Source organism: Kitasatospora sp. NBC_01250, from assembly GCF_036226465.1.
Lineage (GTDB): Bacteria > Actinomycetota > Actinomycetes > Streptomycetales > Streptomycetaceae > Kitasatospora.
Map to the genome: position 1 here is coordinate 4,636,832 of NZ_CP108476.1, position 25,088 is coordinate 4,661,919.

At 71.2% G+C, this 25,088-nt stretch carries 21 protein-coding genes, 1 tRNA gene and 1 pseudogene; 11 read left to right on the plus strand and 12 right to left on the minus strand.

Annotation, left to right across the window (positions count from 1 at the left end; genetic code table 11):
* The first annotated feature begins 846 nt into the window (after nucleotides 1–846).
* Entirely contained in the window at nucleotides 847–1,059 is a 213-nt protein-coding gene (locus OG500_RS19280; RefSeq protein WP_329581974.1) for an excisionase family DNA-binding protein, read from the plus strand.
* Nucleotides 1,059–2,261 carry a tyrosine-type recombinase/integrase gene (locus OG500_RS19285; protein ID WP_329581976.1) on the plus strand — a complete coding sequence of 401 codons (1,203 nt, stop codon included), beginning with the start codon at nucleotides 1,059–1,061 and terminating at the stop codon, nucleotides 2,259–2,261. Before OG500_RS19280 ends, OG500_RS19285 begins: the two co-directional genes overlap by 1 nt.
* Before the next feature lie 354 nt (nucleotides 2,262–2,615).
* On the opposite strand, the gene OG500_RS19290 is transcribed toward OG500_RS19285, so the two are convergent.
* Nucleotides 2,616–2,686: transfer RNA gene (locus OG500_RS19290), tRNA-Gly, on the minus strand.
* A 184-nt stretch (nucleotides 2,687–2,870) separates the two neighbouring features.
* On the opposite strand from OG500_RS19290, the gene OG500_RS19295 reads away from it, so the two are divergent.
* Entirely contained in the window at nucleotides 2,871–3,092 is a 222-nt protein-coding gene (locus OG500_RS19295; RefSeq protein ID WP_442789181.1) for a hypothetical protein, read from the plus strand.
* 126 nt (nucleotides 3,093–3,218) lie between these two features.
* A complete protein-coding gene (gene dcd, locus OG500_RS19300; protein WP_327067901.1) occupies nucleotides 3,219–3,794 on the plus strand; it encodes a dCTP deaminase in 576 nt (191 codons plus the stop codon).
* Between the two features lie 50 nt (nucleotides 3,795–3,844).
* Here dcd and OG500_RS19305 read toward each other — a convergent pair whose 3' ends face one another.
* The 4 genes and pseudogenes from OG500_RS19305 to OG500_RS19320 form a co-directional block, all read right to left on the minus strand.
* Nucleotides 3,845–4,753 carry a metal-dependent hydrolase gene (locus OG500_RS19305; RefSeq protein WP_329581979.1) on the minus strand — a complete coding sequence of 303 codons (909 nt, stop codon included), beginning with the start codon at nucleotides 4,751–4,753 and terminating at the stop codon, nucleotides 3,845–3,847.
* Between the two features lie 93 nt (nucleotides 4,754–4,846).
* Entirely contained in the window at nucleotides 4,847–5,884 is a 1,038-nt protein-coding gene (locus tag OG500_RS19310) for a Yip1 family protein (protein ID WP_329581982.1), read from the minus strand.
* A 235-nt stretch (nucleotides 5,885–6,119) separates the two neighbouring features.
* Nucleotides 6,120–7,193 (minus strand): annotated as a pseudogene (locus OG500_RS19315) (sugar phosphate nucleotidyltransferase); the annotation flags it as partial.
* 408 nt (nucleotides 7,194–7,601) lie between these two features.
* On the minus strand, nucleotides 7,602–9,815 hold the full coding sequence (locus OG500_RS19320; RefSeq protein ID WP_327067904.1) for a (Fe-S)-binding protein: 2,214 nt from the start codon (nucleotides 9,813–9,815) through the stop codon (nucleotides 7,602–7,604).
* 338 nt (nucleotides 9,816–10,153) lie between these two features.
* Between OG500_RS19320 and dnaK the strand changes: the two genes are divergently transcribed.
* The 5 genes from dnaK (at nucleotide 10,154) to OG500_RS19345 (ending at nucleotide 15,624) form a co-directional block, all read left to right on the plus strand.
* Nucleotides 10,154–12,001, plus strand: a complete 1,848-nt coding sequence (gene dnaK, locus OG500_RS19325) for a molecular chaperone DnaK (protein ID WP_327071602.1) — start codon at nucleotides 10,154–10,156, stop codon at nucleotides 11,999–12,001.
* Entirely contained in the window at nucleotides 11,998–12,609 is a 612-nt protein-coding gene (gene grpE / locus OG500_RS19330) for a nucleotide exchange factor GrpE (RefSeq protein ID WP_327067905.1), read from the plus strand. The genes dnaK and grpE overlap by 4 nt, the downstream gene beginning before the upstream one ends.
* 159 nt (nucleotides 12,610–12,768) lie before the next feature.
* Nucleotides 12,769–13,917, plus strand: a complete 1,149-nt coding sequence (gene dnaJ / locus OG500_RS19335; RefSeq protein ID WP_329581986.1) for a molecular chaperone DnaJ — start codon at nucleotides 12,769–12,771, stop codon at nucleotides 13,915–13,917.
* Nucleotides 13,918–13,923: 6 nt separating this feature from the next.
* A complete protein-coding gene (locus OG500_RS19340) occupies nucleotides 13,924–14,445 on the plus strand; it encodes a heat shock protein transcriptional repressor HspR (RefSeq protein ID WP_327067907.1) in 522 nt (173 codons plus the stop codon).
* Between the two features lie 237 nt (nucleotides 14,446–14,682).
* The gene (locus OG500_RS19345; RefSeq protein ID WP_329581990.1) at nucleotides 14,683–15,624 is read left to right on the plus strand and encodes a TrmB family transcriptional regulator; all 942 of its coding nucleotides are present in this window, start codon (nucleotides 14,683–14,685) and stop codon (nucleotides 15,622–15,624) included.
* Nucleotides 15,625–15,646: 22 nt separating this feature from the next.
* Here the strand turns inward: OG500_RS19345 and OG500_RS19350 are convergent, their stop codons facing one another.
* Nucleotides 15,647–16,174, minus strand: a complete 528-nt coding sequence (locus tag OG500_RS19350; RefSeq protein WP_329581993.1) for a hypothetical protein — start codon at nucleotides 16,172–16,174, stop codon at nucleotides 15,647–15,649.
* A 476-nt stretch (nucleotides 16,175–16,650) separates the two neighbouring features.
* On the opposite strand from OG500_RS19350, the gene OG500_RS19355 reads away from it, so the two are divergent.
* A complete protein-coding gene (locus OG500_RS19355; RefSeq protein WP_327067909.1) occupies nucleotides 16,651–17,283 on the plus strand; it encodes a hypothetical protein in 633 nt (210 codons plus the stop codon).
* Between the two features lie 46 nt (nucleotides 17,284–17,329).
* Here the strand turns inward: OG500_RS19355 and OG500_RS19360 are convergent, their stop codons facing one another.
* The 6 genes from OG500_RS19360 to OG500_RS19385 form a co-directional block, all read right to left on the minus strand.
* The gene (locus OG500_RS19360; RefSeq protein WP_329581996.1) at nucleotides 17,330–18,310 is read right to left on the minus strand and encodes a LuxR family transcriptional regulator; all 981 of its coding nucleotides are present in this window, start codon (nucleotides 18,308–18,310) and stop codon (nucleotides 17,330–17,332) included.
* A 5-nt stretch (nucleotides 18,311–18,315) separates the two neighbouring features.
* Nucleotides 18,316–19,266, minus strand: a complete 951-nt coding sequence (locus OG500_RS19365; RefSeq protein ID WP_327067911.1) for a LuxR family transcriptional regulator — start codon at nucleotides 19,264–19,266, stop codon at nucleotides 18,316–18,318.
* Between the two features lie 50 nt (nucleotides 19,267–19,316).
* A complete protein-coding gene (locus OG500_RS19370; RefSeq protein ID WP_327067912.1) occupies nucleotides 19,317–20,267 on the minus strand; it encodes a LuxR C-terminal-related transcriptional regulator in 951 nt (316 codons plus the stop codon).
* A gap of 848 nt (nucleotides 20,268–21,115) precedes the next feature.
* Nucleotides 21,116–21,448: a hypothetical protein gene (locus OG500_RS19375; RefSeq protein WP_327067913.1), complete on the minus strand. Its 333-nt coding sequence runs from the start codon at nucleotides 21,446–21,448 to the stop codon at nucleotides 21,116–21,118.
* 268 nt (nucleotides 21,449–21,716) lie between these two features.
* Nucleotides 21,717–22,739: a LuxR family transcriptional regulator gene (locus OG500_RS19380; RefSeq protein ID WP_329582000.1), complete on the minus strand. Its 1,023-nt coding sequence runs from the start codon at nucleotides 22,737–22,739 to the stop codon at nucleotides 21,717–21,719.
* A 159-nt stretch (nucleotides 22,740–22,898) separates the two neighbouring features.
* Nucleotides 22,899–24,026 carry a TDT family transporter gene (locus OG500_RS19385; RefSeq protein ID WP_329582003.1) on the minus strand — a complete coding sequence of 376 codons (1,128 nt, stop codon included), beginning with the start codon at nucleotides 24,024–24,026 and terminating at the stop codon, nucleotides 22,899–22,901.
* A gap of 70 nt (nucleotides 24,027–24,096) precedes the next feature.
* Here OG500_RS19385 and OG500_RS19390 point away from each other — a divergent pair, with 70 nt between their 5' ends.
* The gene (locus tag OG500_RS19390) at nucleotides 24,097–24,999 is read left to right on the plus strand and encodes a LysR family transcriptional regulator (protein ID WP_327067916.1); all 903 of its coding nucleotides are present in this window, start codon (nucleotides 24,097–24,099) and stop codon (nucleotides 24,997–24,999) included.
* Nucleotides 25,000–25,088 lie beyond the last annotated feature (89 nt).

The window sequence follows — 25,088 nt, forward strand, 5'->3', positions numbered from 1 at the left end:
GCGAAATCGGCTTCAGGCTCGCACCTGGAGCCGCGAGAGCATATGGATTCTCTCGAATTCCTTGACCTGGGGATATAGGCACCAGCTAGTGTCTGTGGTACGGCAACAGCCGAGGGCCGATCGCCCACATAACCAGTGACCTCCACCCACTGGCCCCATTACCCTATCCGTCACCCGAGGAGCCATATCATCGAGCACTTCGCCGACGCACGCGCCACCGAGCTGTCGGGCATAGGCTCCGCCGCAGACTCCACTCTTCTCACGGCCACGAGCCACGCCGCGGCCTCGCGGACGCACTCCGCACGTCGGCCTCGCAGCTGGAGCACGGGCGAGATCATCTGGCGGCCCGCAGCCGCCGACTGTTCTGCCACCCGTCAGCCAGGTTGGTCGGCTGAGCCGCGGCGGGCCAGGCATCGGTCCGGCCTGGACGAGCCCATGGCCATCGGCCGGGTTCTTGACCTGATGGGCCTCACAGACGGGCTCCCGGGCACCGGGCACTCCGAGCGGCCCGACGCGACGGCCTACCCGCAGCCCGCCTGACAACCTGGCCACCCTGCTGCGGTCCGTGATGGCCGAACAGACTCTGATCCTACCGCCCCCAGGGCCACGAGAGCGTGAACTCCCGCTCTCGCAAGCAGGATCCGAAGGGCCCAACGCGTAGCGCCGAGCAGAGCCTCCAGCTGCAGCGCCGCCTTCGCCGACACCCGGTTATCCGCAGCCTCCCCGGCCGGTGCCCGCCTGATGCCGGCCTGGCCCTCCGCTCTGAAGCCCCGTCTCAAGGGCAATCCACCATTCCACCGACACCCACGACGCCGACCACAGTCCGCGCCGTGCAGAAGGACGTGCATGCCCGAGCAGTACCTCACCGTCGCCCAGGTCGCCGAACGCCTGGGCACCAGCGAGCGCTTCCCCCGCCGGCTGATCGCCGAGCGCCGAATCGCCTTCGTCAAAATGGGCACCCACGTCCGCATCGCCGAGAGCACCCTCAACTCCTACCTCGCCTCCGGCACCGTCCCCGCCGTCCCCTCCCGCCGCGACCGCCGAGGGGGTAACGCCTGATGCCGCGCAAGAAGACTGCGCCCACCCGCCGCCGCTTCGGCGCCGTCCGCCAGTACCGCTCCGGCCGCTGGACCGCCAGCTACCGCGACGCTTCCGGCAAGGAGCACCGCGCTCCGGAGACCTTCGAGACCAAGACCGACGCCGAGGTCTGGCTCACCGTCACCGAGGCCGACCTCACCCGCGGCAACTGGATCGACCCCGACGCCGGGAACGTCGACTTCCAGACCTATGCCCTGCGCTGGACCGACGAGCGCGGGCTGATGCCGACCACCGACGAGCTGTACCGGCGCCTGCTGCGCCTGCACCTCCTGCCGACCTTCGCCGCGCTCACCCTCAACGAGATCACCGCCGCCCGCGTCCGCACCTGGCACGCCGAGCGCAAGCAGGCGACCGGCGCCACCACCGTCGCCAAGTCGTACCGCCTGCTGAAGGCCATCCTGCAGACAGCGGTGGACGACGACGTGCTCGGCCGCAACCCCTGCCGCATCAAGGGAGCTGGAAAGGAGGAGGCTGACGAGCGGCCCGTCGCCACCGTCGAGCAGGTCTTCGAGCTCGCCGAACTCATGGGCCCCCGCTGGCGGTTCATGGTCTTTCTCGGCGCATTCGCCACCCTGCGGCCGGAGGAACTCGCCGAACTCCGCCGCGAGGACGTCGACATGGACAAGCGGACGCTGCGGATTACCGAGGCGTCGCCCGAGCTGAACACCGGCAAACGCGCCACCGGCCCCACCAAGTCGGCGGCGGGCAAGCGCACCATCCACCTCCCCACGTTCCTCGACCAGCCACTGCGCCAGCACATGGCCTGGTACGCCGAGAAGGAGCCCGCCGGCCTGCTGTTCGTGGGCGAGAAGGGCGCCCCTTTCCGGCGCACCACCTTCGGCCGGAAGTTCGGCAAGGCCCGCGCCAGGGTCATCGACCTGCCGCAGAACTTCACGTTCTACGACCTGCGGCACACCGGCAACACCCTGCTCGCCGAGGAGGGCGCCAGCCTCAAGGACCTCATGGTCCGCATGGGGCAGTCCTCGACCCGTGCCGCGATCATCTATCAGCACTCGACCACCAGCCGCCAGCGCGAGCTCGCCGCCAAGCTCGACAGCCGCGTCCGCAGGGACACCGGCCGTACCCCGTCGGCACCGCCCACACCCCCTGCCGGGGTACCTAGTGGTGCGCCAGTGGTGCGCCCCATCCGGCGCGCGATCTGACGTCACGTCGGGGGTCAGCGAATGCCCTTCGCTGACCCCCGGCGACCCCTGCTGACCGGCGCACACGGCACGTGCGCGAGCACGGATGAGCCTCTGACCTGCGGGTGTGTGCCGTTTCGACTTCTCGAGAGCTGGTGACCGGCATCACACTGGAACCCGAATCAGCGTGACTCAGATCACAGAAAGTGTGTCTCGCAATTCGAGACAGTCATCGATCAAAGGTTCGAAAGTGTCCATATCTGACGCCCCGTCATCCAGATTCGGGTACACAGCGGTGCGCAAGTGGTGCGCGAGCCCGGAATTGGTCTAGACAACAGGAAAGCCCCAGGCCGCTGACCTGGGGCTTTCCTTCGGAGCGGGCGACGAGAATCGAACTCGCGCTATAAGCTTGGGAAGCTCATGTTCTACCATTAAACTACGCCCGCCTGACGAGCCGTCAGTGACCGCTCGATCTTGCACCATGCTACCCCATCCCGCGCCCACTCCCACACACCGGTTCTCGGTACGGTGGAGAGGGGGGTTCGGCGGCGAGCCGTGGGTGGGGATGTCCGGAAGATCCCCTAATGTGACGCTGTCGTGATGCGGCCGACGGGCTTGGGAAGGGGATCAATGGAGCAGCGGACCGTTGTTCGTTGTGCAGAGGGGCACCTGTTCAGCACCAGTACGTTCCCGATGCAGAACCTCGGGGTGGGCCGGCTGGGGCCGGGGCGGCTGATCCGGTGTCCGCAGTGCGGGCGGATGCGCAACTCGGTGCCGGCCGATGTGAGTGGGCTGACGGCGCCGGAGCTGGCGCGGGCGCTGCGGCTGGAGGCCGCGCCGTTCCTGGCCTGAGCAGCGGCGGGTGTGTGTGGCGGCGGGCGGTCATCCATCGTGGGTGGCCGCTTGTCGTATGACCGTACTGTGGGCGGTTCGCGTGTGGATTGGGAGTACGCGTGGGCCAGCACGTAACCTCAAGGCGTGCTGCTCTCCGACAAAGACATCCGTAGCGAGATCGACAACGGCCGAGTCGTCATCGACCCGTTCGATCCGGCCATGGTCCAGCCGTCCAGTATCGACGTCCGGCTGGACCGGTTCTTCCGGGTGTTCGAGAACCACCGGTACCCGCACATCGACCCGTCCGAGGAGCAGCCGGACCTGACCCGGCTGGTCGAGCCGGACGGCGATGACGCGTTCATCCTGCACCCGGGCGAGTTCGTGCTGGCGTCCACCTACGAGGTGATCACGCTGCCGGACGACGTCGCCTCCCGGCTGGAGGGCAAGTCGAGCCTGGGGCGGCTGGGGCTGCTGACGCACTCGACGGCCGGCTTCATCGACCCGGGGTTCAGCGGGCACGTGACGCTGGAACTGTCGAACGTCGCGACGCTGCCGATCAAGCTCTACCCGGGGATGAAGATCGGGCAGCTCTGCCTGTTCCGGCTCTCCTCGCCCTCCGAGCACCCGTACGGCTCGGAGCGGTACGGCTCACGCTACCAGGGGCAGCGCGGGCCGACGCCCTCGCGATCGTTCCTGAACTTCCACCGCACCGACGTGTAGCCAGGACCGGGGTCAGCCCCGCTGACCGGGTCCAGACCCGTCGACCGGGCTCAGACCCGCTTCGGGCGGGTCACCGCGGTCAGTTCGGAACCGTCCGCCGACAGGGTCAACTCGGTCTCCAGCGCGGAGAGCTGGCCCAGCCGGTGGAGGTGGGTGCCGCCGCAGGCGATCTCGGCGGGACCGGCCGGAAGTTCGCAGTGCCACTGGCGGCGGGCGGTCAGCTCGGGGCCGGGGACCTCGATCCGCACCGGCGCGTCGGCCGCGACCCAGCCGGCCAGCAGCCTGTTGACCTCGGCGGTGATCGCCGGCAACGCCTCGGCCAGCGCCGGGAGTTCCTCGCCTGCCTCGGTGCTGGTGGCCTCGGCGGTGAAGCCCTTCTTGCGCAGCGACTTGCCCAGCCGGTAGACGTCGGTGCTCGCCTCGGTGTCCATCACCGAGGAGGCCATCGCCAGACTGTCGAAGTCGGGGTTGCCGAACGCGTCCGCGCGCCCCGGGTCCTTGCGCCAGCGCGGGGCGAGCGCGGCGTTGAGCGCCAGCGCCAGCAGGTGACAGCCGGTGTGCGAGGCGCACAGGGCAGCGCGCCGCTCCTCGTCCACGCTCAGCGCCACGGGACGGCCGAGCAGCTCGGCCTGCGGCTCCTCGCCGAGCACGTGCAGCACCAGCCAGGACCACGCCTCGTCGCCGCGCCGCACCGGGATGTCGGCACCCACCAGCAGGTCCTCGGCCTCCGGCCCCACGGCGGCGGTCAGGCAGTCGACCACCGCGAAATCGCTCCCGGCCACGGTCAGCGTGCCGGTGTCGGCGGGCTGGTCGGGCCAGGTGTGGTCGAGCGGGTGGAACGGGGTGTCGGCGGTGACGACACCGAACCGCCCGTCGCCGAGCGGGTGGACGGCCAGGACGGTGGACTCACCGGTCACCGCGCCGCCGGGAAAGCTGACGCGGGTGGTGGGGAGGGTCATTCGGTGGCTCCGTGCGAGAGGGGGAAGGGAGAGGACGACAAAAAGAGGAGACGACAAAAAGAGGAAGGGGGATGAAGCCGGGAGAGGCGGACGTCAGCCCAGGGTCGGCAGCTTGATCAGCACCAGCAGCGCCAGCAACTGGATCGAGGCCGCGCCGGCCGCCTTGCCCCAGGGCAGGTCGTGCACCCGGCGGATCATCGTGGTCATCAGTACGGCGCAGAACAGCCAGGTCAGCCAGCCCGCCGCCTGCACCAGCAGGTTGTCCGAGGGCAGGAAGAGCGCGAGCAGCAGCCGCGGCACGTCGCTGGTCCAGCCGATCAGCACGGCGAGGCCGACGGTGGACGCCCACGGCCCGTCGCCACCGAGCTGCCGGGAGAGCGCGTAGGTCACCGAGCCGAGCATCAGGCCGGCCACCGCGAAGGCGACCGCGGCACCGGCCAGCGACCAAGCGGCGGTCGCGAAGGTGGAGTTGACCACCTCGTCATGGGTGTCGCCGAAGCCGAGCACGGCGACCACCGCGTAGATCAGCGAGACCGTGACGGCGGTGAGCCACATCTGGTGGTCGCGCATCTGGTCGAAGGTGCGGGCGGGGGCGCGGTAGATGCCGATCAGCAACTCCCGCCAGCGCAGCCGCGGACCGCCCGTCCTGGGGGCCGTGCGACCGCCGGCCCGGTAGGTGGCGACGTGGTCCGGCCGGTCCCCTGCCTGGGGCCGGGCGCCCGGGCGCTCCCACCCCTGTTCCGCGCCACCGTGGGCCCCGTAGCCCTGGCCACCGGCGTAATCCTCGCCACCGGCGTAGCCCTGGGCACCGGCATGGCCCTGCCCGCCGCCGTAGCCCCGGTCGGCGCCGTAACCCCGGTCAGGGCCGTAGCCCTGGTCAGCGCCGTAGCCCTGGCCGCCGACCGGGAAGGCGCGGGTGTTCCCGGGCCGGTCCGCGCGGTACGGATCGTCGCGATCCGGGTCGCCGCGGTACGGGTCGTCCCCGTACGAGCCCTGCGCGCCGTAGGGACCCTGCGGGCCCTGTGAGCCCTGCGAGCCGTAGGAACCGTACGGCTCATGCGTACGGGCCGGCGGCGCGGCCTGGTTGCGCTCGCCGCCGCCCCACCCGTTGGGAATTCCGTTGCCTGCCACCCTCCGAAGGTACCCGGAAAGGGGGACGGCAGCCGGACCGCCCAGCGGATCCACGGCATTGCAGCAGGGCTGTGACGCACCGCCCCGCCGCAACCGCCGCACCGCCCCCCTGCAAGCCCGGCGCACCGCCCTGGTCCACCGCTACGACGGCCGGACCACTGCAGGACTACTTCTGCAGCACCGAACCGTGCACGGCCGCCGCCGAGCTCTCGCCCGCCGGGCAGCCGCCGGGGCCCGCACTGGTGCGCACCGCGCCGACCGGGAGCCGGGTGCCGCAGGCGATCCGGATGCCGTTCGGCAGCTCGTTGTCGGACTCGACCACGGCGCCGTCGCCGATCACCGCGCCGTCCAGTGCGGTGCGCTCGCCGATGGTGGCGTAGGCACCCACGATGGAGTCCTTCACGTACGCGTCGGCGCTGATCACCGCGCCGGGCAGCACGACGCTGCCCTCGACGATCGCACCGGCCGCGACCACCGAGCCGGCCGCGACCACGGTGCCGCCGCTGAGCACGGCCGCCGGGTCCACGGTGGCACCGTCCAGCAGCAGCGCGTCACCGGTGGGGCCGGGGACGGCGGGCGAGTCGACGCGGCCGAGCACCAGGTCCGCGGAGCCGCGCACGAAGGCGGCGGGGGTGCCCAGGTCCAGCCAGTACGAGGTGTCGACGACGCCGCGCACCAGGGCGCCGCTCTCCAGCAGCTCGGGGAAGGTCTCGCGCTCGACGGAGACGACCCGGCCGGCCGGGATGCGGTCGATCACCGAGCGGGTGAAGACGTAGCAGCCGGCGTTGATCTGGTCGGTGACGATCTGCTCCGGGGTCTCCGGCTTCTCCAGGAACTCCAGCACCCGGCCGTCGGCGTCGGTGGGCACCAGGCCGAAGGCGCGCGGGTCCTCGACGCGGGTCAGGTGCAGGGTGACGTCGGCGCCGGCGGCCACGTGGCCGTCCCGCAGCGCGGCGATGTCCAGGCCGGAGAGGATGTCGCCGTTGAAGATGAGCACCGGCTCGTCGGCGCCGCAGGTCAGGCCCTCGGCGGCGTTGCGGATCGCGCCGCCGGTCCCGAGCGGCTCACGCTCCGTCAGGTAGACCAGCTCCAGCCCGTACGGGGAGCCGTCGGCGAAGTGCTCCTCGAACACCTCGGCCAGGTACGAGGTGGCCAGCACGACACGGGTGACACCGGCAGCCGCGGCGCGGGCGAGCTGGTGCGCGATGAACGGCACGCCCGCGACCGGAAGCATCGGCTTCGGGGTGTGCGTGGTGAGCGGGCGCAGCCGGGTCCCCTGGCCGCCGACCAGCATGATCGCCTGGGTCATCTGTGCGTTTCTCCCCTTGGTTCCGGTCAGCGACCTGGCGGTGATGGTGCCAGGACCGTCGCTTGGGTGCTTGGTGCTCATCGGGCCGACATCCAGGTGGCGGCGGCCGAACCAGACGGTCGCGACCCCCGCGCCACGTCCCCGGTTCCGTTGAGAATAAGCCCTGTGTGTGAGTAGCAGCTTGCCCCGGGTGGATACCACCCGGGGCAGGCATCATATGTGAGGCGGTGCGCCACAAGCACATTCGCGCAGCGGTCGAACTCGCACACGATCAAAACGGCCTCCGTACGACCGGATCCACCGAATCCGGTCGCCGTGAAATGGCCGGAGAACCGGCGAATCGGCGCCCGGAGTTCCGGACGCCGATCCCCTTCACACGCCGTTGACCTGGGCGGCTGCCCCGGCCCGCTAGACCTGGGCGGGCTCCTCCACGACCGGCGGGGCCGCCTTCACGGAGTCCAGCAGCAGCTGCGCGACGTCGACCACCTTCAGGTGCTCCTTGGCCGCGCCTTCGTTCTTCTTGCCGTTCACCGAGTCGGAGAGCATCACCAGGCAGAACGGGCAGGCGGTGGAGACGATGTCGGGGTTGAGCGACAGCGCCTCGTCCACCCGCTCGGTGTTGATCCGCTTGCCGATCCGCTCCTCCATCCACATCCGCGCGCCACCGGCGCCGCAGCAGAAGCCGCGTTCCTTGTGACGGTGCATCTCCTGCTGGCGCAGCCCCGGGACCTTGTCCATGATCTCGCGCGGCGGGCTGTAGACCTTGTTGTGCCGACCCAGGTAGCAGGGGTCGTGATACGTGATCAGGCCCTCCACCGGGTTGACCGGGACCAGCTTGCCCTCGTCGATCAGGTGCTGCAGCAGCTGGGTGTGGTGGATGACCTCGAAGTGGCCGCCGAGCTGCGGGTATTCGTTCGCGATGGTGTTGAAGCAGTGCGGGCAGGTGGCCACGATCCGCTTCTTCGGGGCGTCCTCCAGCGCGGCGTTGAGCGTCTCGACGTTCTGCGCGCCGAGCATCTGGAACAGGAACTCGTTGCCCAGGCGGCGGGCCGAGTCGCCGGTGCAGGACTCCTCCTTGCCCAGGATGGCGAACCGGACCCCGGCGGTGTGCAGCAGTTCGGCGAAGGCCTTGGTGGTCTTCTTCGCCCGGTCCTCCAACGCACCGGCGCAACCGACCCAGTAGAGGTACTCCACCTCGGCCGGCTCGATGTCCTGGCCGATCACCGGCACCTCGATGCCGGTCTCCTTCTTCAGCTCCTTGACCCAGTCCAGGCGCGCCTTGGTGGCCATGCCCCACGGGTTGCCCTTGTTCTCCAGGTTCTTGAGCATCGTCCCGGCCTCGGTCGGGAACGAGGACTCGATCATCACCTGGTAGCGGCGCATGTCGACGATGTGGTCGATGTGCTCGATGTCCACCGGGCACTGCTCGACACAGGCACCGCAGGTGGTGCAGGACCACAGCACGTCGGGGTCGATCACCCCGTTCTCCTCGGCGGTGCCGATCAGCGGACGCTCCGCCTCGGCCAGCGCCGCCGCCGGCACGTCCTTCAACTGCTCCGCGGTCGCCTTCTCGTTGCCCTCGGCATCCTTGCCGCCGCCGGCCAGCAGGTACGGCGCCTTGGCGTAGGTGTGCTCGCGCAGGCTCATGATCAGCAGCTTCGGCGACAGCGGCTTGCCGGTGTTCCAGGCCGGGCACTGCGACTGGCAGCGGCCGCACTCGGTGCAGGTGGAGAAGTCGAGGATGCCCTTCCAGGAGAAGTGCTCGACCTGCGAGACGCCGAAGACGGCGTCCTCGGCCGGGTCCTCGAAGTCGATCGGGGCGCCGCCGCTGGTCATCGGGCGCAGCGCGCCGAGCGCGACCCCGCCGTCCGCCTCGCGCTTGAAGAAGATGTTGAAGAACGCCAGGAAGCGGTGCCAGGCCACACCCATCGAGGGGTTGAGGCCGATGGTGGCCGCCCAGCCGAAGGAGATGCAGATCTTCAGCGTGGCGAAGAGGTAGATCAGGTTGACCAGGGTGCCGTGCGACAGGCCGTGGAAGGCGGCGACCAGCGGGTACGAGACCAGGTAGCGCACCTCGTACGAGCCGACGCCCGCCATCGCGCCCTCGAGGCCGCGCAGCGTCAGGATGCAGATGCCGATGCCGAGGATCACGTACTCGACGAAGAACGCCTGCCAGGCGATCGAGCCGGCGAACCGCGACTTGCGCCCGGCCCGCGAGGGCAGGCTCAGCAACCGGATCACGATCAGGACCAGGATCCCGAGCGTGGTGAAGGTGCCGACCAGCTCGGTGAAGAGCTCGTACGGCAGCCAGCCGCCGAGCACCGGCAGCACGAACTCGGCGTCGAAGACCTGGCAGAGCGCGGTGAGCAGGGTCAGGCCCAGGGTCAGGAAGCCGACCGCGACGAACCAGTGCGCGACGCCGACCACGCCCCAGCGGTTCATCCGGGTGTGGCCGAGGAACTCCACGCCCACCGTCTTGGCCCGCTGGACCGGCTGCCCGGTGCGGGTGTCGTCCGGCTGGCCGGTCTTGACGACGTGGTAGATCTGCATGCCCGCACGGGTGGCGAGCGCGATGCCGATCACAGTGGTGATCAGCGAGATGACGATCGCTGCTAGCTGCATCGGCTCTCCGTCTCCTGCGGGTGCGAGGGGCGATGTCGAAAAGGGGCAAGGGGGTACGGCTCTCCCCACCCGGCAGTGTACTCGCCGGTAACTTAATCCAGGGATCGGGGCGGACACTACCGCGCGTTAACGCTGGTTCAGAAGATGCGCAAGGTATGGCGGCGATCACGCCGGGCGATGCTCACCCCTCCGGGCGACGGCGCGGCCCCTGCTCACCGCGAGCGGGAGATAAGCGCGCAATAAAGTTGAGTCAGGTCAGCTCATGGCTGTTGACGCCCCCGAAACCGTCGGGCATGCTTGAGTGCGTACAGCTCAACTTCTTCCTGGAGGTATCTACGATGGCACGCGCGGTCGGTATCGACCTCGGCACGACGAACTCGGTCGTCAGTGTTCTCGAAGGCGGTGAGCCCACCGTCATCACCAACGCCGAGGGCGCCCGGACCACGCCGTCCGTCGTCGCCTTCGCCAAGAACGGCGAGGTGCTGGTCGGCGAGGTCGCCAAGCGCCAGGCGGTCACCAACGTCGACCGCACCATCCGCTCGGTCAAGCGCCACATGGGCACCGGGTGGAAGATCAACCTGGACGGCAAGGACTTCAACCCCCAGCAGATCAGCGCCTTCATCCTGCAGAAGCTGAAGCGGGACGCCGAGGCGTACCTGGGCGAGACGGTCACCGACGCCGTCATCACCGTCCCGGCCTACTTCTCCGACTCGGAGCGCCAGGCCACCAAGGAGGCCGGTGAGATCGCGGGTCTGAACGTCCTGCGCATCGTCAACGAGCCCACCGCGGCCGCCCTGGCCTACGGCCTGGACAAGGACGACCAGACCATCCTCGTCTTCGACCTCGGTGGCGGCACCTTCGACGTCTCGCTGCTGGAGATCGGCGACGGCGTCGTCGAGGTCAAGGCCACCAACGGTGACAACCACCTCGGTGGTGACGACTGGGACCAGAAGGTCGTCGACCACCTGGTGAAGACCTTCCAGGCCGGCCACGGCGTGGACCTCTCCAAGGACAAGATGGCGCTGCAGCGCCTGCGCGAGGCGGCCGAGAAGGCCAAGATCGAGCTGTCCTCGTCCTCCGAGACCTCGATCAACCTCCCCTACATCACGGCCTCCGCCGAGGGTCCGCTGCACCTGGACGAGAAGCTCACCCGGGCCCAGTTCCAGCAGCTGACCGCGGACCTGCTGGAGCGCTGCAAGGTCCCGTTCCACAACGTGATCAAGGACGCGGGCATCAACCTGTCCGAGATCGACCACGTCGTCCTGGTCGGTGGCTCGACCCGTATGCCGGCCGTCGCCGAGCTGGTCAAGGAGCTGACCGGCGGCAAGGACGCCAACAAGGGCGTCAACCCGGACGAGGTCGTGGCCATCGGTGCCGCGCTGCAGGCCGGTGTGCTGAAGGGCGAGGTCAAGGACGTCCTGCTGCTCGACGTCACCCCGCTGTCGCTTGGTATCGAGACCAAGGGCGGCATCATGACCAAGCTGATCGAGCGCAACACCACGATCCCGACCAAGCGCTCGGAGATCTTCACCACCGCCGAGGACAACCAGCCCTCCGTGCAGATCCAGGTCTACCAGGGCGAGCGCGAGATCGCGGCGTACAACAAGAAGCTCGGCATGTTCGAGCTGACCGGCCTGCCGCCGGCCCCGCGCGGCCTGCCGCAGATCGAGGTCACCTTCGACATCGACGCCAACGGCATCATGCACGTCGGTGCCAAGGACCTCGGCACCGGCAAGGAGCAGCGGATGACCGTCACCGGCGGCTCGGCGCTGCCGAAGGACGACATCGAGCGCATGATGCGCGAGGCCGAGCAGTACGCGGAGGAGGACCACAAGCGCCGCGAGTCGGTGGAGACCCGCAACCAGGGCGAGCAGCTCGTCTACTCGACCGAGAAGTTCATCGCGGACAACACCGACAAGCTCCCGGCCGACGTCAAGACCGAGGTCGAGACGGCGATCGGCGAGCTCAAGGAGGCCCTGAAGGGCGAGGACATCGCGGCCATCCGCGAGGCCACCGAGAAGGTCTCCACCACCGCCCAGAAGCTCGGCCAGGCGCTCTACGCCAACGCCGACGCTGCCGGTGCGGCCGGTGCCGCGGGCGGCGCCGACGCCGGTGCCAAGCCCGAGGACGACGTGGTCGACGCCGAGATCATCGACGACGAGAAGCCCAAGGGTGGTGCCGCATGACGGAGAAGGCGCAGGGCGTGGAGCCCGGCGACGACTCCAGCGCCGACCAGGCCGACCTGCCGACCACCGAGGAGGCGCCGGCCGACGCCGAGGCCTCGGACGGGCTGGCCACCGCCAAGCGCGAGCTGGCCGAGCGCACCGCTGACCTCCAGCGGCTGCAGGCCGAGTACCAGAACTACCGCAAGCGGGTCGAGCGCGACCGGCTGACGGTCCGCGAGATCGCGGTCTCCAACATCCTGGAGACCCTGATCCCGGTGCTGGACGACATCGGCCGGGCCCGTGAGCACGGTGAGGTGACCGGTGGCTTCAAGTCGGTCTCCGACAACCTGGAGACCGTCGTCGCCAAGCTGGGCCTGCAGCAGTTCGGCAAGGAGGGCGAGCCCTTCGACCCGAACCTGCACGAGGCACTGATGCACAGCTACTCCTCGGACGTCACCGAGGACACCTGTGTCCAGGTCCTGCAGCCCGGCTACCGGATCGGCGAGCGGATCATCCGCCCGGCGATGGTGGCCGTCGCCGAGCCGCAGCCGGGCGCTCCGTCCGGTGGCGGCAGCTCCGCCACCGGCTCGGACACAGCCCCCGAGGCTGACGGTGCGGGCGACAACTGACACGCTGTGCGCTGCGGGGTCTCCCGTCACCTCTGGTGACGGGCGGCTCCGCAGCGCCGTATCGACCCGCAGCGCCGTTCCGGCCCACGGCACCGCTCCGGCCGGCAGCGCCATAGCGACCGGCACCGTATCGACCCACCCCGGGAGGTGGCAGCAGCCATGAGCACGAAGGACTACGTGGAGAAGGACTACTACAAGGTCCTCGGTGTGCCCAAGGACGCCACCACCGCGGAGATCAAGAAGACCTACCGCAAGCTCGCCCGCGAGTTCCACCCGGACGCCAACAAGGGCGACGCCAAGGCCGAGGACCGCTTCAAGGACATCTCCGAGGCCTACGACGTGCTCTCCGACGAGAAGCGCCGCAAGGAGTACGACGAGGCCCGCAGCCTCTTCGGCGCCGGCGGGATGCGCTCGGGCGGCCCCGGCGGCAACGGCTACAGCTTCGACTTCGGCGACCTGTTCACCGGCGCGCAGTCCGGCGGCAGCGGCGGCATCGGCGACGTCTTCGGCGGCCTGTTCAACCGCGGCGGCCGCCAGGCCCAGCCGCGCCGCGGCGCGGACGTCGAGACCGAGGTCACGCTCAGCTTCGAGGAGGCGGTGGACGGCGCCACCGTTCCGCTGCGGATGACCAGCCAGGCCGCCTGCCGGGGCTGCTCCGGCACCGGCGCCAAGGCCGGCACCACCCCCCGGGTCTGCCCGACCTGTGTCGGCGCCGGCACCGTCAGCCGTGGCCAGGGCGCCTTCGCGCTCTCCGACCCGTGCCGCGACTGCAAGGGCCGCGGCATGATCGTCGACGACCCCTGCACGGAGTGCCACGGCAGCGGCCGGGCCAGCTCGGCCCGCACCATGCAGGTGCGCATCCCCGCCGGGGTGCAGGACGCCCAGAAGATCCGGCTCAAGGGCAAGGGCGCCCAGGGCGAGCGCGGCGGCCAGCCCGGCGACCTCTTCGTCACCGTGCACGTCAGCTCCCACCCGGTGTTCGGGCGCAAGGCCGACAACCTGACCGTGACGGTGCCCGTCTCCTTCCCCGAGGCCGCGCTCGGCGGCACCATCGACGTACCGACCCTGAACGGCCCGGCCGTGAAGCTGCGGCTGCCGGCCGGCAGTGCCAACGGCCTGACCCTGCGGGCCCGCGGCAAGGGTGCCACCCGCAAGGACGGCACCCGGGGCGACCTGCTGGTCACCGTCGAGGTGACCGTTCCTCAGGAAACCAGCGGCGAGGCCCTGAACGCTCTGGAGCAGTACCGCGACGCCACCGCATCCGAGGACCCGCGTGCCGCCCTCTTCAAGGCGGCGGAGGGAGCGTGACCTGACATGCGTGATTCCGACAAGAGAGCCGATGCCATCGGCGTGGGCCTGGGCGAGGGCCTCCCCGGCGGCCCCGGCCCCCGCCCGCGCCGGGCCGCCCCGCCCGGTGCGCAGTACGTGCTCACCGAGGAGACCCCGGTCTACGTGATCTCGGTGGCCGCGGAGCTGTCCGGCCTGCACCCGCAGACCCTGCGGCAGTACGACCGGCTCGGCCTGGTCTGCCCCGACCGGACCGGCGGCGGCGGCCGGCGCTACTCGGCCCGGGACATCCAGCAGCTGCGCGAGGTGCAGCGGCTCTCCCAGGACGAGGGCATCAACCTGGCCGGGATCAAGCGGATCATCGAACTGGAGAACCAGGTCGCCGCCCTGCAGTCGCGGGTCGCCGAACTGGCCACCGCCGTGGAGGGTGCCGGTGCTGCCCTCCAGGCCCGCGAGGCCGCGGTGCACGCCTCGTACCGGCGGGACCTGGTGCCCTACCAGCCGGCGCAGCAGTCCAGCGCGCTGGTGGTCTGGCGGCCCCGGCGGTAGGGCCGCAGACGGTCGGACCGGGAGGCGTTGGCGCCCCACCATCCGGTGGGGTGCCAACTCATCAGCGGGATGCGTAGAGTTGCTGCCCGATAGATGAGCGTTCGTATTCCCGGAAGGGGGAAGATGGGGATGAGTTCGCATGGCGGGGCCAGGTCCGAGACGGACAAAGAACACCCTGATCTCATCTCCGCTGCGGCCAAGTCCCTCTATCTCCGTGTGGTGGAAGCCGGCGGAACCATGGAGATCGACGACCCGCTCCTGGCCGGAGCCGAAAGCGAGCTGGTCGAACTCGGTCTACTGGTTCCCGGTCAAGGAAATCCACGGACCGTAACCGTCACCGACCCTGATCGGCTGGCCGGCCGGCTGACTTCCGCCTGGCAGAAGCAGGCGCTCGCATTGCTGACCCAGGCGGTGGCGGTTCCTGCCGCGATGCAAGAACTCGGGCACGCCTACCAATCCCTGGATCGCCGCTTCCACCCAGGTGGGCCGGTGGAGCACGTGCACGGGGTCGTCGAGATCCGGCAGCGGATCCAGATGCAGGCCGACGGTGCCGAATACGAGGTGCTGACCGCCCAGCCGGGCGGCAGCGCGCGCCAGACCCTGGCCAAGGCACAGGCCGGCCCCATCCTCGAACAGGACCTGGCACTGCTGGGGCGGGGAGTCGCGCGGCGGATCATCTACCACCCCAGCACGCGCTACTCCGCACCCGCCCGCGAGTACGTGGAGCAGATCACCGGGGCGGGTGCCGAAGTACGCACCCTGGAGGAGCCGTTCACCCGGCTCTTCATCTTCGACCGGCGCATAGCGCTGATACCCGTCCAGGGAGACACGGCCAAGGCCGCCTTCATCCGTGACGAGGCGATCGTCGCCTACCTGTTGGACACGTACGAGCGGATGTGGGAGCGGTCGAGCCCGTTCCTGGGTGCCACTGAGGTACCTCCGGAAGTGATCTCCCGGATGCGGAGCAACATCCTGCGGATGATGACCCAGGGCATCGGCCACCGGGTCATCGCGCGCAACCTCGGCATCAGCGAACGGACCCTGGCCAGGTACATCGCCGACTTCCGGGAGGAGTACCGTTCGGAGACGCTCTTCCAGCTCGGCTGGCGCATGGCGCTCAACGCGCCGGAAGCCCTCTTCACAGGCGATGACGGAGCACCTGCCGCACCGCCGCAGTAGCCAGCCGCACCCGGCTCCCCTCTCAGACCATCAGGCTCGATGCTTCAGCCACCTGGTCCCCCTGGCTCGAGCACGAACCAGCCGGCTGCGACACCGGTCGAGCCGTCGTCCATCCCAGGTCGGCCGGAGCGACCGTGGAAATCCGCGCCGCGTGGGTCCAGCCCAGGTCGACCGGGACCACCCTCCCAGCGCTCCGGGCGGCCGTCGTCCAGCCTAGATCGGCCGGCTTGGTGGAGAGGCCCAACGCGTTGTGGGTCCACCCAAGATCGGCCGGGCTCACAGAGCCGGTGCAGTTCGGCACCGCGGTCGTCCAGGCCCGGTCGGCCGGCTTGACCGAGAGGGCCAAGGGGTTGTGGGTCCATCCAAGGTCGGCCGGGCTGGCCACAGCGGCACCAGCCTTGTTCCACCACAGATCCCCCGGACCGGCAACAACGTGCGCGACAGGCCCACCGAACACGGCGGCGCTGGCGATCCCCGTAGCTGCAAGGCCCACGCCTGCCACCGCAGCAACCACAAACGCGCGAATCATGGATCGGGGCGCACGGCGCATGCGGGCCTCCTTGTCATGGACCTGATATATATAACGGGCATCGTTTGCCTGCGCCGCCCAGTCATTTCATCTGTAGGCGCGGACAATGCTTTATCAAAGCCATACGCCGTAGCCGGCGCAAGGCCAGGCGCCACACAGCGCCTGGCATCGTGCTGCCTGGCAGAAAGATGACAGCTCCCGGCAGGCGTGTCGTCCCCCCTCCCGGTAGCGCTCCGGCGGGTGTCATCCAAACGCCAGACAGCTAGATGACATACCAATGCTGTGGACGATGCACCGCTTCGGCAGAGACGATCAATACGCAGCATCCACCAACGGATCACGGTTCTCACCCGGTTCAGCGAAATCAGTCCGGGCGGCCGACCTGCTCGGCCGACCGGCGAGCACCGTCCGTCGTCGGCACGCTGCACCCGCGCACCGCATCGGTACTGAGACACCACACTCAGCCGGATCGTCCAACCTCCCCCGGAGCCATCGCCATGAGTGAGCCCTACATGCGCCAGCACGCAGCCCAGGCCCCCGAAGGCCGTCGGGCCCGTGTCTTCCTCGCCGCGCCGCTCATGCGGCTGACCGGGCCGGCCGACAGCGTCGTGACGCTGGCCAGCCGGACCCGGCTGACCGCACTGCGCAGCTCCCTGCTGCACAGCGGTGCCGCTGTCTTCAGCGCGCACCACAGTGACGCCTGGACAGTGGAAGGCCGGTCACCGGAGCCCCGCGTGCCCTCGGACTTCCGCGCCATGCAGACCGCCGACCTGGTCTTCGCCTACGTCGGCTCGCCGCTGTCGGCCGGGGTCTCGCTGGAGCTCGGCTGGGGCTCCGCGCTGCGCAAGCCGATCGTGCTGCTGGTGGACGAGGCGATCACGCACAACCCGCTGATCGCCACCATCGAGCAGGTCGCCCCGGTCCTTCCGCTGGTCTTCGACGACACCTGGTCGCAGGAGAGCCTGCGGCACATCGTGGAGACCGCCCTCGACTGGGCCGGCATGGCGCTCTCGCTGCGCGAGGGCTTCTGGACCGCACCCGGCGAGCAGTTCAAGCCGACCACCGCGCCGCGCCTGTCGCACGCCGACCAGTACGGCGCCTGGCCGAGCAGCGGCGCGGCCACCGGCTGACCGCCCAGGGTCCACACGGTCCGCCGACGGCGGCGGCGGACTGCGGTCAGCCCTGGTTGTCCGACTGCGCGTCGGCCCGCATCACCCAGCCCAGCTGGAATAGGGTCCCGGCGTCGTACTTCTCGCGCAACGCGGCGATCTGCGCCGCCACCGTGCGCTCGCTCAACCCCACCCGCTTGGCGATCGCGCCCTGCGTCAGGCCCCGCGCCAGCAGCGCCGCCAGCGGCTCCTCGGCCTCCTCGGTGGGCGCCTCCCAGCGGACCCGCTCGGCGCGGGCCCAGTCCCGCTCGAAGCCGGACACCACCACGTCCACCAGCACCGGATCCTCGATGAACGAGGCCTCCTGGTCCCCCTGGTAACCGGCGATCACGGCCACCTCGCGGTCGAAGACCACCACCCGTCGGAACGGCTCGTCCAGCACCCGGACCCGGCCGCCCAGCTCGGTGACCCTTGCCGCGTAGTTCGCCGTGGCCCGGTCCCGACGACTGCCGGGCTGGTAGATGACGCGCTGGGCGATGCCGCGCTGCGACAGGTCACGCGCCGCGGCGAGCGCGGCGGGCAGCACGTGAGCGGGCCGAGCACCGCCGGGCTGCATCATCAGCATTTCCCAGGTGCACTCCAACGCCAACTGCTCCAGTCGCTGCTGGATCTGCTCGTTCACGTCCAGGTGCCGTGTCACGCTGCGGGCAGCCGCAGGCCGGGTGGCCCGGTCATAGGCCCACGTCAGTTCGTCGAGCCTCCTCAACAGTTCGTCCGCACGGGCCAGCAACTCGATCCCGGCGCCCCGCAGCTCGATGCTCAGCTGGCTCCCCGCCGTACGGGGGCTGACCACGGTCCAGAAGGCGGAGCCCAACCGGCCCGGCTGCTCCTTCACCAAGCCGGCTTCCCGCAGCCGGACCAGCGCCGCGAGGTCGTTCGGTGGCACGTCGGCGAGTTGGAAGAGCCCACCGCCCTCCAGCAGCCGCAGGTACAGCGCCCGTGCCGGGCCGTCCGGCAGCCGGGCGCCCTCCTCCGCACCCTCGAACACCGGCGTCACCTCCCCGGCTCACCCGTCGCGCCGCCCGCCGCGGCTCCCATCAGCCAGCCCAGCTGGAAGAGGGTCCCGGCGTCGTACTCCTCGCGCAGCGCGGCGATCTGCGCCGCCACCGTGCGCTCGCTCAGGCCCAGCCGCTTCGCGATCGCGCCCTGCGTCAGGCCCTGTGCGAGCAAAGCGGCCAAGGGTCCCTCGGTGCCGGTGGGCGGCTCCCACCGGACCCGCTCGGCGCGGGCCCAGTCCCGCTCGAAGCCGGACACCATCAGGTCCACCAGCACCGGGTCCTCGATGAACGAGGCCGAGCGGAAGTCCCCGGCGCCGTCGATCACCGCAACGGTCCGGTCGAGGATCAGCGTCCGCAGGAACGGTTCGTCCAGCACCCGGATCCGAGCGCCCAGCCCCGTGGCATAGGCCGCGTAGGCGGCGGTACCCGGATCGGTGCGCGCACCCGGCTGGTAGATCGTCCGCATCTCGATGCCGCGCTCGCGCCACTCGCGGGCCGAGGTATGGGCGTACGGCAGGATCTCCGCCGGCCGCGCACCACCGGGCTGCATCATCAGCATCTCCCGTTCGCACTCCGCGGCGAGATCCTCCAGCCACTGTTGGATGCGCGCATGATCGCTCACGTGTCGGATGACCTTGCTGTCAGTTGCGGACCGCAGCGCCTCGTCGTAGGCCCTCGCCAGATCGGCGAGCACGCTCGGCGCCTCGTCCGCCTGGGCCAGCAGAGCGACACCGGCGGTGCGCAGCTCACTGCTGAGCCGGACGGCGGCCGCTCGGGGGTTCACCAGCCAGCACACGCCGCCGGGCTTCATGGCCGCGAGGCCGGCGGACACCAACCGCTCGAACGCCGGGAGCAGGTCCTGCGCGACCTCGCCGATCGGAAACAGCCCGCCCTTCGCGAGCAGCGCCAGGTACAGCTCCCGCGCCTCGGCATCCGGTACGGACACCACGGCGTCCCCCGCGCCGCCTGCGTCCCCCGCGTCCCCGGGCACCGCCGTCACCGTCCCGGCTCGCCCTTCGCGTCGCCTGCTGCGGCCCGCATCAGCCAGCCCAGCTGGTAGAGCGTCTGGGCGTCGTAGAGCTCGCGCAGCCGTGAGATGTGGCCGGCCACGGTGCGCTCGCTCAGGCCCAGCCGGCCGGCGATCATGCGCTGCGTCAGTCCCTGCGCGAGCAGGCGGCCGACCTGGGCGTGGATCGGCAGGCCGATGGTGTCGGGCGCGGCCCCGTTCCACTGGGCCGGCTCGGCGCGCTGCCAGTCGCGTTCGAACATCCCGACCAGGAAGGCCACCACGGCCGGGTCCTCGACCAGGGCGGCGCCGCGGTAGTCGGGGCCGTCGGGGATCACCACGGTGCTGCGGTCGAAGATCAGCATCCGCTTGAACGGTTCGCCCAGCACCCGGAACCGGACGCCGAGTTCGGTGGCGGACAGCACGTAGGCGGCGGTCGGCGGGTCGGAGCGGGCGGCGGGGTCGAAGAGCGAGCGGACCGCGCCGCCGTTCGCGAGGCACCAGCTGACCCGGGCATAGGCGCCCTCGGTCACCCGGACGGAGAGCGGGCCGCCCGGCTGGGCCGAGAGGATCTCGTCGTGCGACCCGGCGCTGAGCCGGTCGAGCAGCCGCGCGATCTCCTCGGCGCCGTGCAGGTGGCGCACTTCGCCGGAGCGGTCGACCTTGCGGGGCGTCAGGTCGTAGGCCCGGGTGAGGTCCTCCAGCAGCGCGGGCATCTCCTGGGCCTGGACCAGCAGCCGGGTGCCGGCCGCCCGCAGGTCCTCGCTGAGCCGGCTGCCGACCGCGCGCGGGTTGACCGCGGTGTAGCAGGCGAGTTCGGGGACGGCGGTCAGCAGGCCGAGATCGAGCAGCTCCGCCACGTGGGCCTGCTCGGCGGTACCCACCTCGCTCATCGGCAGCCGCCCGCCCTCGGCCAGGATCGCGAGGTACAGCGCACGCACGGCCTCGCCGGGCAGTGCGAGGGGTCCTGGAGCCGCCGGCAGACCCTCCGGGGCCGCCCCCCGGCCGGCTCCCGCTCCGGTGTCCGCCGCTGAGCCGACTGCCTCGGCCACCCCGTCCCCCCTGCGTGCCGCACGGCAGCGGTCGATCGACCGCACGCGTCGCATCATCTCATCAGGAGTCGGGCGACAGCCCGCCCGGGTCGAACGACAGGGGACGGTGCCGGGCACCGGGCCGGACGCGACGGCGGTCTCGACGCCGGGCACGGGAAAGGCCGCGAATCCGGACTGCCCGCCCCCGTACGGGGCAGTCCGGCGCTTCGCGGCAGCAGATCCGTCCCGGAGCCAGGGACTCGCGGTCTCCTGCGCTCCGGGCGGATCCACCTCATCGACGCCAAATCCGAGGTGCTTCCAGCGAGGCGGAGCAGCAACGCCTCGCTGGTACCGGGCCCGGTCACCATCACCACAAATGGCGGACCACCCGGCGCCCGTCGGTTCTTCGCACAGATACCTCTGCCCCTGCGCGAGGAGGACGGACGAGTCACCACCGACGGGCTGCGGTTGCCCGGGCGGCTTGGCGTACCCACAGCCTCACAGTGCGTGGGCTCCGGGACAAGGTTGTTTCAGCTTCAAGTTCCCGCAACTGCACGAACTTGCAGAATCGGCCCGCACGGATCCCTTCGCACACCACATGAGCTGGGAGAATGAGAGAACGTTCGGTCTACGGGCGTCGACCGGAAGGACGCCGCAGGGCGCGCCACGGATGTTCCGCGACGCGCCCAGCTGTTCGTTTCCGGTCGGTTCGATGCAGTTCGGAGCACATCCGGCCCACTGCCGACTCAGCGTTGGCTTCAGTGCAGCGTGACCCGCCCGTCCGAGCCGCGCACCGCGCCGTCCAGCGCCTCGACCCCCTTCACCCGCACGTACGGTGACAGTCGGGTGGCCGCCAGTGCACGGTGGGTGAGCGAGTGGTCGTCCGCCCAGACCTCCGAGCCGAGCTCGACCAGCCGGGCCAATTCGGGCACACCGTCCGAGACGGCGGCGAAGACGCCGTCCTCGACCAGGTAGAGGATCACCCGGTCGCCGGTCTCGGCCAGCGTCACGGCCTCGCGCAGGAAGCGGTCCGCCCCCGGTTTGCCGAAGACCGCCTGACTCTCCACCAGCACATGCGAGCGTCTGCCCATCGCGTACTCCTCCCCGTCCTGCCTGCGGGGAGGCCAGCACCGCGCGTGCGCGCGAAGCCCCCGATGTGCCTCCCCGGCAGACTGTCTGACTGCCCATCAGACGCATCGACGGCTCACGCCACCGACTATGGTCCGACTATCAGGCTGGCTCCTGGACGAGCACACGGCAAGGCGCCCGGCAGTGCGCATTCCAGCAGCTGCGTGATCGTGCAGCGTGCGGACCGCCCGCGCGCCCGGATACACGCCCCGATGTCACCCCGCCCCGGGGTCACCCCGCCTCGACGTCGTCCCGCCCGCCGCCCGGCCCGCCGCGCTCGCCGGCGCCGCGCATCAGCCAGCCCAGCTGGAACAGCGTCTCCGCGTCGTACTCCTCGCGCAGCCGGGCCAGGTGCCCGGCCACGGTGCGCTCGCTCAGGCCCAGCCGGCCGGCGATGCCGCGCCGGCTCAGCCCGCCCGCGAGCAGCCGGGCGATCCGGTGGGTGACCGTGCTGCTGTCCGGGACGGCGTGCGGCGCGCCCCAGGCCACCCGCTCGGCCCGCTGCCAGTCCCGCTCGAAGAGCTCCACCAGCAGCTCGACGGCGGTGGGGTCGCAGACGAAGGCCGCACTGCCCATGTCCGCGGAAGCGGGGATCACCGCCACCAGCCGGTCGAAGATCAGCATCCGCTGGAAGTCCTCGTCCAGCACCCGGATCCGCGCCCCGTACGGGGTGACGGCGGCGGCGTAGGCACTGGTCGCGGGATCGGTGCGGGCCACCGGCTGGTACAGCGTGCGCATCGCGCCACCGGCCCGCAGGAACGGGACGTCCTGGGCCATCGCCCAGGCCAGGTGGTCCGGCGGACGGTCGCCGCCGGGCTGCGCGGTGAGGATCTCGGTCTCGGCGTCGGCGACCAGCTGGGCGATCCGGTGCCGGATGCTGTCCCGGTCCTGGACCGTCTCCACCGTGCCGGTGCGGTCGATCCAGCGCGGCGCGGCGTCGTAGGCCTGGGCCAGCTCGTCCAGCACCGCCGGCAGCTCCTCGGCCCGCTCGAGCAGCCCGGCCGCCCGGTGGCGCAGCGTCCAGGTCGCCCGGCCCAGGTAGGCGCGCGGGCTGACCGCGGAGTAGAAGGTGCCGCCGGGCAGGCCGCGCACCAGGCCGAGTTCCAGCAACCGGACCAGCGCGGGCCGGTCGACCGGGCGCACCTCGGCGGACTTCACCCAGCCGCCCTGGGCGACCACCTCCAGGTAGAGGGCCCGGGCAGTGGGGTCGAGTTCGAGATCCGCCGGCAGGACACCTGCCTCCGCCCGCGACATCCGCACCACTCCCCCTGCCGCCACCACCCGTCACGGTGCCAGCGCGTCACCGGCCTTTGACTGTCCGCTGCCATACTGCCAGTCGCCTCCGGCGGGCGCGAGGGTGGCCGGGCTGCTGCGCCGAGCGGCCGCTCCGGCCGGCTCCGGGCCGCTGACGGCTCACGCCGCGCGCAGCAGCCGGCCGCCCACCAGCGCCAGCACCGTGCGCACGCCGACCACCGCCCACAGCACCAGCAGCAGCCCGTACAGCGCCGCGCTCAGCCAGCCGAAGCCGGCCAGGCCGGTGTGCCGGGCCAGGCCCGCGGCGCCGGTCACGCAGGTCCCGACCGGGAAGGTGAAGGCCCACCAGGTCATCGCGAACGGCATCCGCGCACCGCGCAGCGCCCGCAGGTTGGCACCGCCGGCGATCAGCAGCCAGAGCAGCGCGAAGCCGGTCACCGCTACCCCGTAGAGCACCGCGAGGCCGAAGGCGGCCCCGGCCAGGCGCGGCGCCACCGCGTGGGCGGCATCGGCCAGGTTGCCGGCGGCGGTGGTGGACTGGCCCAGCGGGCCCAGCACCAGGAAGAGCGAGGGGGTCAGCAGCAGCGGCAGCTTGCTGTGCACCAGGCCGGCGAAGACCACCGGCAGCAGCACCAGGATGGCCAGCAGGCTCGCCCCGAAGAGCGCGTAGCACCCGTAGAAGAGCCCGGGGCGCAGCACGGTGGGCAGGTGCGGCAGCAGCGCCGGGCCGAGCGCGGCCGACACCATCGGGGCGACCACCGGCAGCAGCCAGGTCGGGTTGGCGCGCAGTGCGGAGAGCTCGTGCCGGGTGACCATCAGGTAGGGGATGCCGGCCGCCACCAGCACCGCGTAGAGGGTGCCGAGGCTCCACAGCACCAGGTCGAGCGCCGCCGCCGGGCCGGTGCCGATCAGGTGGCCGCCGACCGCCAGGGTCCCGTAGCCGACCGCGAGCAGCGCCATCGGCGGGCAGCCGTAGAAGACGGCGGTGGCCGGGTTCACCACCAGCTGCTCGCGGGCCGCCGCCCGGTGCCGGGTCAGGTGCACCAGCCGGGCCGCGACCAGGGCGAGCAGCGCCAGCACGGCCAGCGCCCAGACGGCCTCGGCGAGGACGAGCCGGCCCGGCAGCCGGTAGGGCAGCGCCACGGCGCCGTTGGCCACGATCGCGGTGCCCATCACCGCGGCGTACCAGTTGGGGCCGAGCTGGCCCAGATCCCAGCGCGGTCGGCCGGTGGTGGCCCGGTCGGCGGCGGTCTCGGTCTGGTCGGGTGCGACGGTGACGGTAGCCATGCCCCCACCCTGTGCCGCCCCGCCGCGGGCCGGTAGCCGCCCGCGCCCTATGTGGACATAACCTGGACCTATGACTCTCTCGAGCCGGGTCCCCGAGCTCGGCGCGCTGGAGCTGCTGCTCGCGGTGGCCCGGCACGGCAGCCTGGGCCGGGCGGCGGCCGAGCTGGGCATCAGCCAGCCCGCCGCCAGCGCGCGGATCCAGGGCGTCGAGCGTCAGCTCGGCGTCCCGCTGCTGGAGCGTTCGCCGCGCGGCTCGCGGCCCACCCCCGCCGGGCAGCTGGTGATCGGGTGGGCGCGCCAGGTGGTGGAGGCCGCCGAGGCGCTGGACGCCGGGATCTCGGCGCTGCGCGAGGACCGCGACGCCCGGCTGCGGGTGGTGGCCAGCCTCACCGTGGCCGAGTACCTGATGCCCGGCTGGCTGCTCGCGCTGGCCGCCGCCCGTCCGCAGACCGTGGTCACCCTGCGCACCGCCAACTCCGCCGCGGTGGCCGAGCGGCTGCTGGCGGGCGAGGCGGACCTCGGCTTCGTCGAGGGTCCGCGCACGCCGGCCGGGCTGACCGGCACGGTGGTGGCCACCGACCGGCTTGTGGTGGTCGTCTCCCCCGGCCACCCCTGGGCCCGGCGCCGCACCCCGGTCACCGGCGCCGAGCTGGCCGCCACCCCGCTGGTGCTGCGCGAGCCGGGCTCCGGCACCCGCGAGGTGCTGGACCGGGCGCTGGCCGGGTGCGGGGCGCGGGCGAGCGCGCTGCTCGAACTGGACTCCAGCACGGCGCTGAAGGCCGCCGCGATGACCGGCGCCGGACCGGTCTGCCTGAGCGAGCTGGCGGTGGCCGACGAGCTGGCCACCCGCCGGCTGGTCGAGGTGCCGTTGAGCGGCCTGGACCTGCGCCGCCCGCTGCGTGCCGTCTGGCCCACCGGACGGCGTCCCGCCGGGCCGGCGCGCGACCTGTTGGGCTTTACCAAGAAAACCTGAGCGCGTTAGACTCAACTTAGCTGACAGCCGTGATGGCTAGCAGCCTGGAACCGACCGAGCAGCTGCACAGCAGGAGGAGCAAGGACCAG

Excerpts from the sequence above, each read along its gene's own strand:
- OG500_RS19280 (WP_329581974.1), top strand. The coding sequence starts at position 847 with ATGCCCGAGCAGTACCTCACCGTCGCCCAGGTCGCCGAACGCCTGGGC.
- OG500_RS19285 (WP_329581976.1), top strand. The coding sequence starts at position 1,059 with ATGCCGCGCAAGAAGACTGCGCCCACCCGCCGCCGCTTCGGCGCCGTC.
- OG500_RS19295 (WP_442789181.1), top strand. The coding sequence starts at position 2,871 with ATGGAGCAGCGGACCGTTGTTCGTTGTGCAGAGGGGCACCTGTTCAGC.
- OG500_RS19305 (WP_329581979.1), bottom strand. The coding sequence starts at position 4,753 with ATGACCCTCCCCACCACCCGCGTCAGCTTTCCCGGCGGCGCGGTGACC.
- OG500_RS19320 (WP_327067904.1), bottom strand. The coding sequence starts at position 9,815 with ATGCAGCTAGCAGCGATCGTCATCTCGCTGATCACCACTGTGATCGGC.
- dnaK (WP_327071602.1), top strand. The coding sequence starts at position 10,154 with ATGGCACGCGCGGTCGGTATCGACCTCGGCACGACGAACTCGGTCGTC.
- grpE (WP_327067905.1), top strand. The coding sequence starts at position 11,998 with ATGACGGAGAAGGCGCAGGGCGTGGAGCCCGGCGACGACTCCAGCGCC.
- dnaJ (WP_329581986.1), top strand. The coding sequence starts at position 12,769 with ATGAGCACGAAGGACTACGTGGAGAAGGACTACTACAAGGTCCTCGGT.
- OG500_RS19340 (WP_327067907.1), top strand. The coding sequence starts at position 13,924 with ATGCGTGATTCCGACAAGAGAGCCGATGCCATCGGCGTGGGCCTGGGC.
- OG500_RS19345 (WP_329581990.1), top strand. The coding sequence starts at position 14,683 with ATGGAGATCGACGACCCGCTCCTGGCCGGAGCCGAAAGCGAGCTGGTC.
- OG500_RS19350 (WP_329581993.1), bottom strand. The coding sequence starts at position 16,174 with ATGCGCCGTGCGCCCCGATCCATGATTCGCGCGTTTGTGGTTGCTGCG.
- OG500_RS19355 (WP_327067909.1), top strand. The coding sequence starts at position 16,651 with ATGAGTGAGCCCTACATGCGCCAGCACGCAGCCCAGGCCCCCGAAGGC.
- OG500_RS19375 (WP_327067913.1), bottom strand. The coding sequence starts at position 21,448 with ATGGGCAGACGCTCGCATGTGCTGGTGGAGAGTCAGGCGGTCTTCGGC.
- OG500_RS19380 (WP_329582000.1), bottom strand. The coding sequence starts at position 22,739 with ATGTCGCGGGCGGAGGCAGGTGTCCTGCCGGCGGATCTCGAACTCGAC.
- OG500_RS19385 (WP_329582003.1), bottom strand. The coding sequence starts at position 24,026 with ATGGCTACCGTCACCGTCGCACCCGACCAGACCGAGACCGCCGCCGAC.
- OG500_RS19390 (WP_327067916.1), top strand. The coding sequence starts at position 24,097 with ATGACTCTCTCGAGCCGGGTCCCCGAGCTCGGCGCGCTGGAGCTGCTG.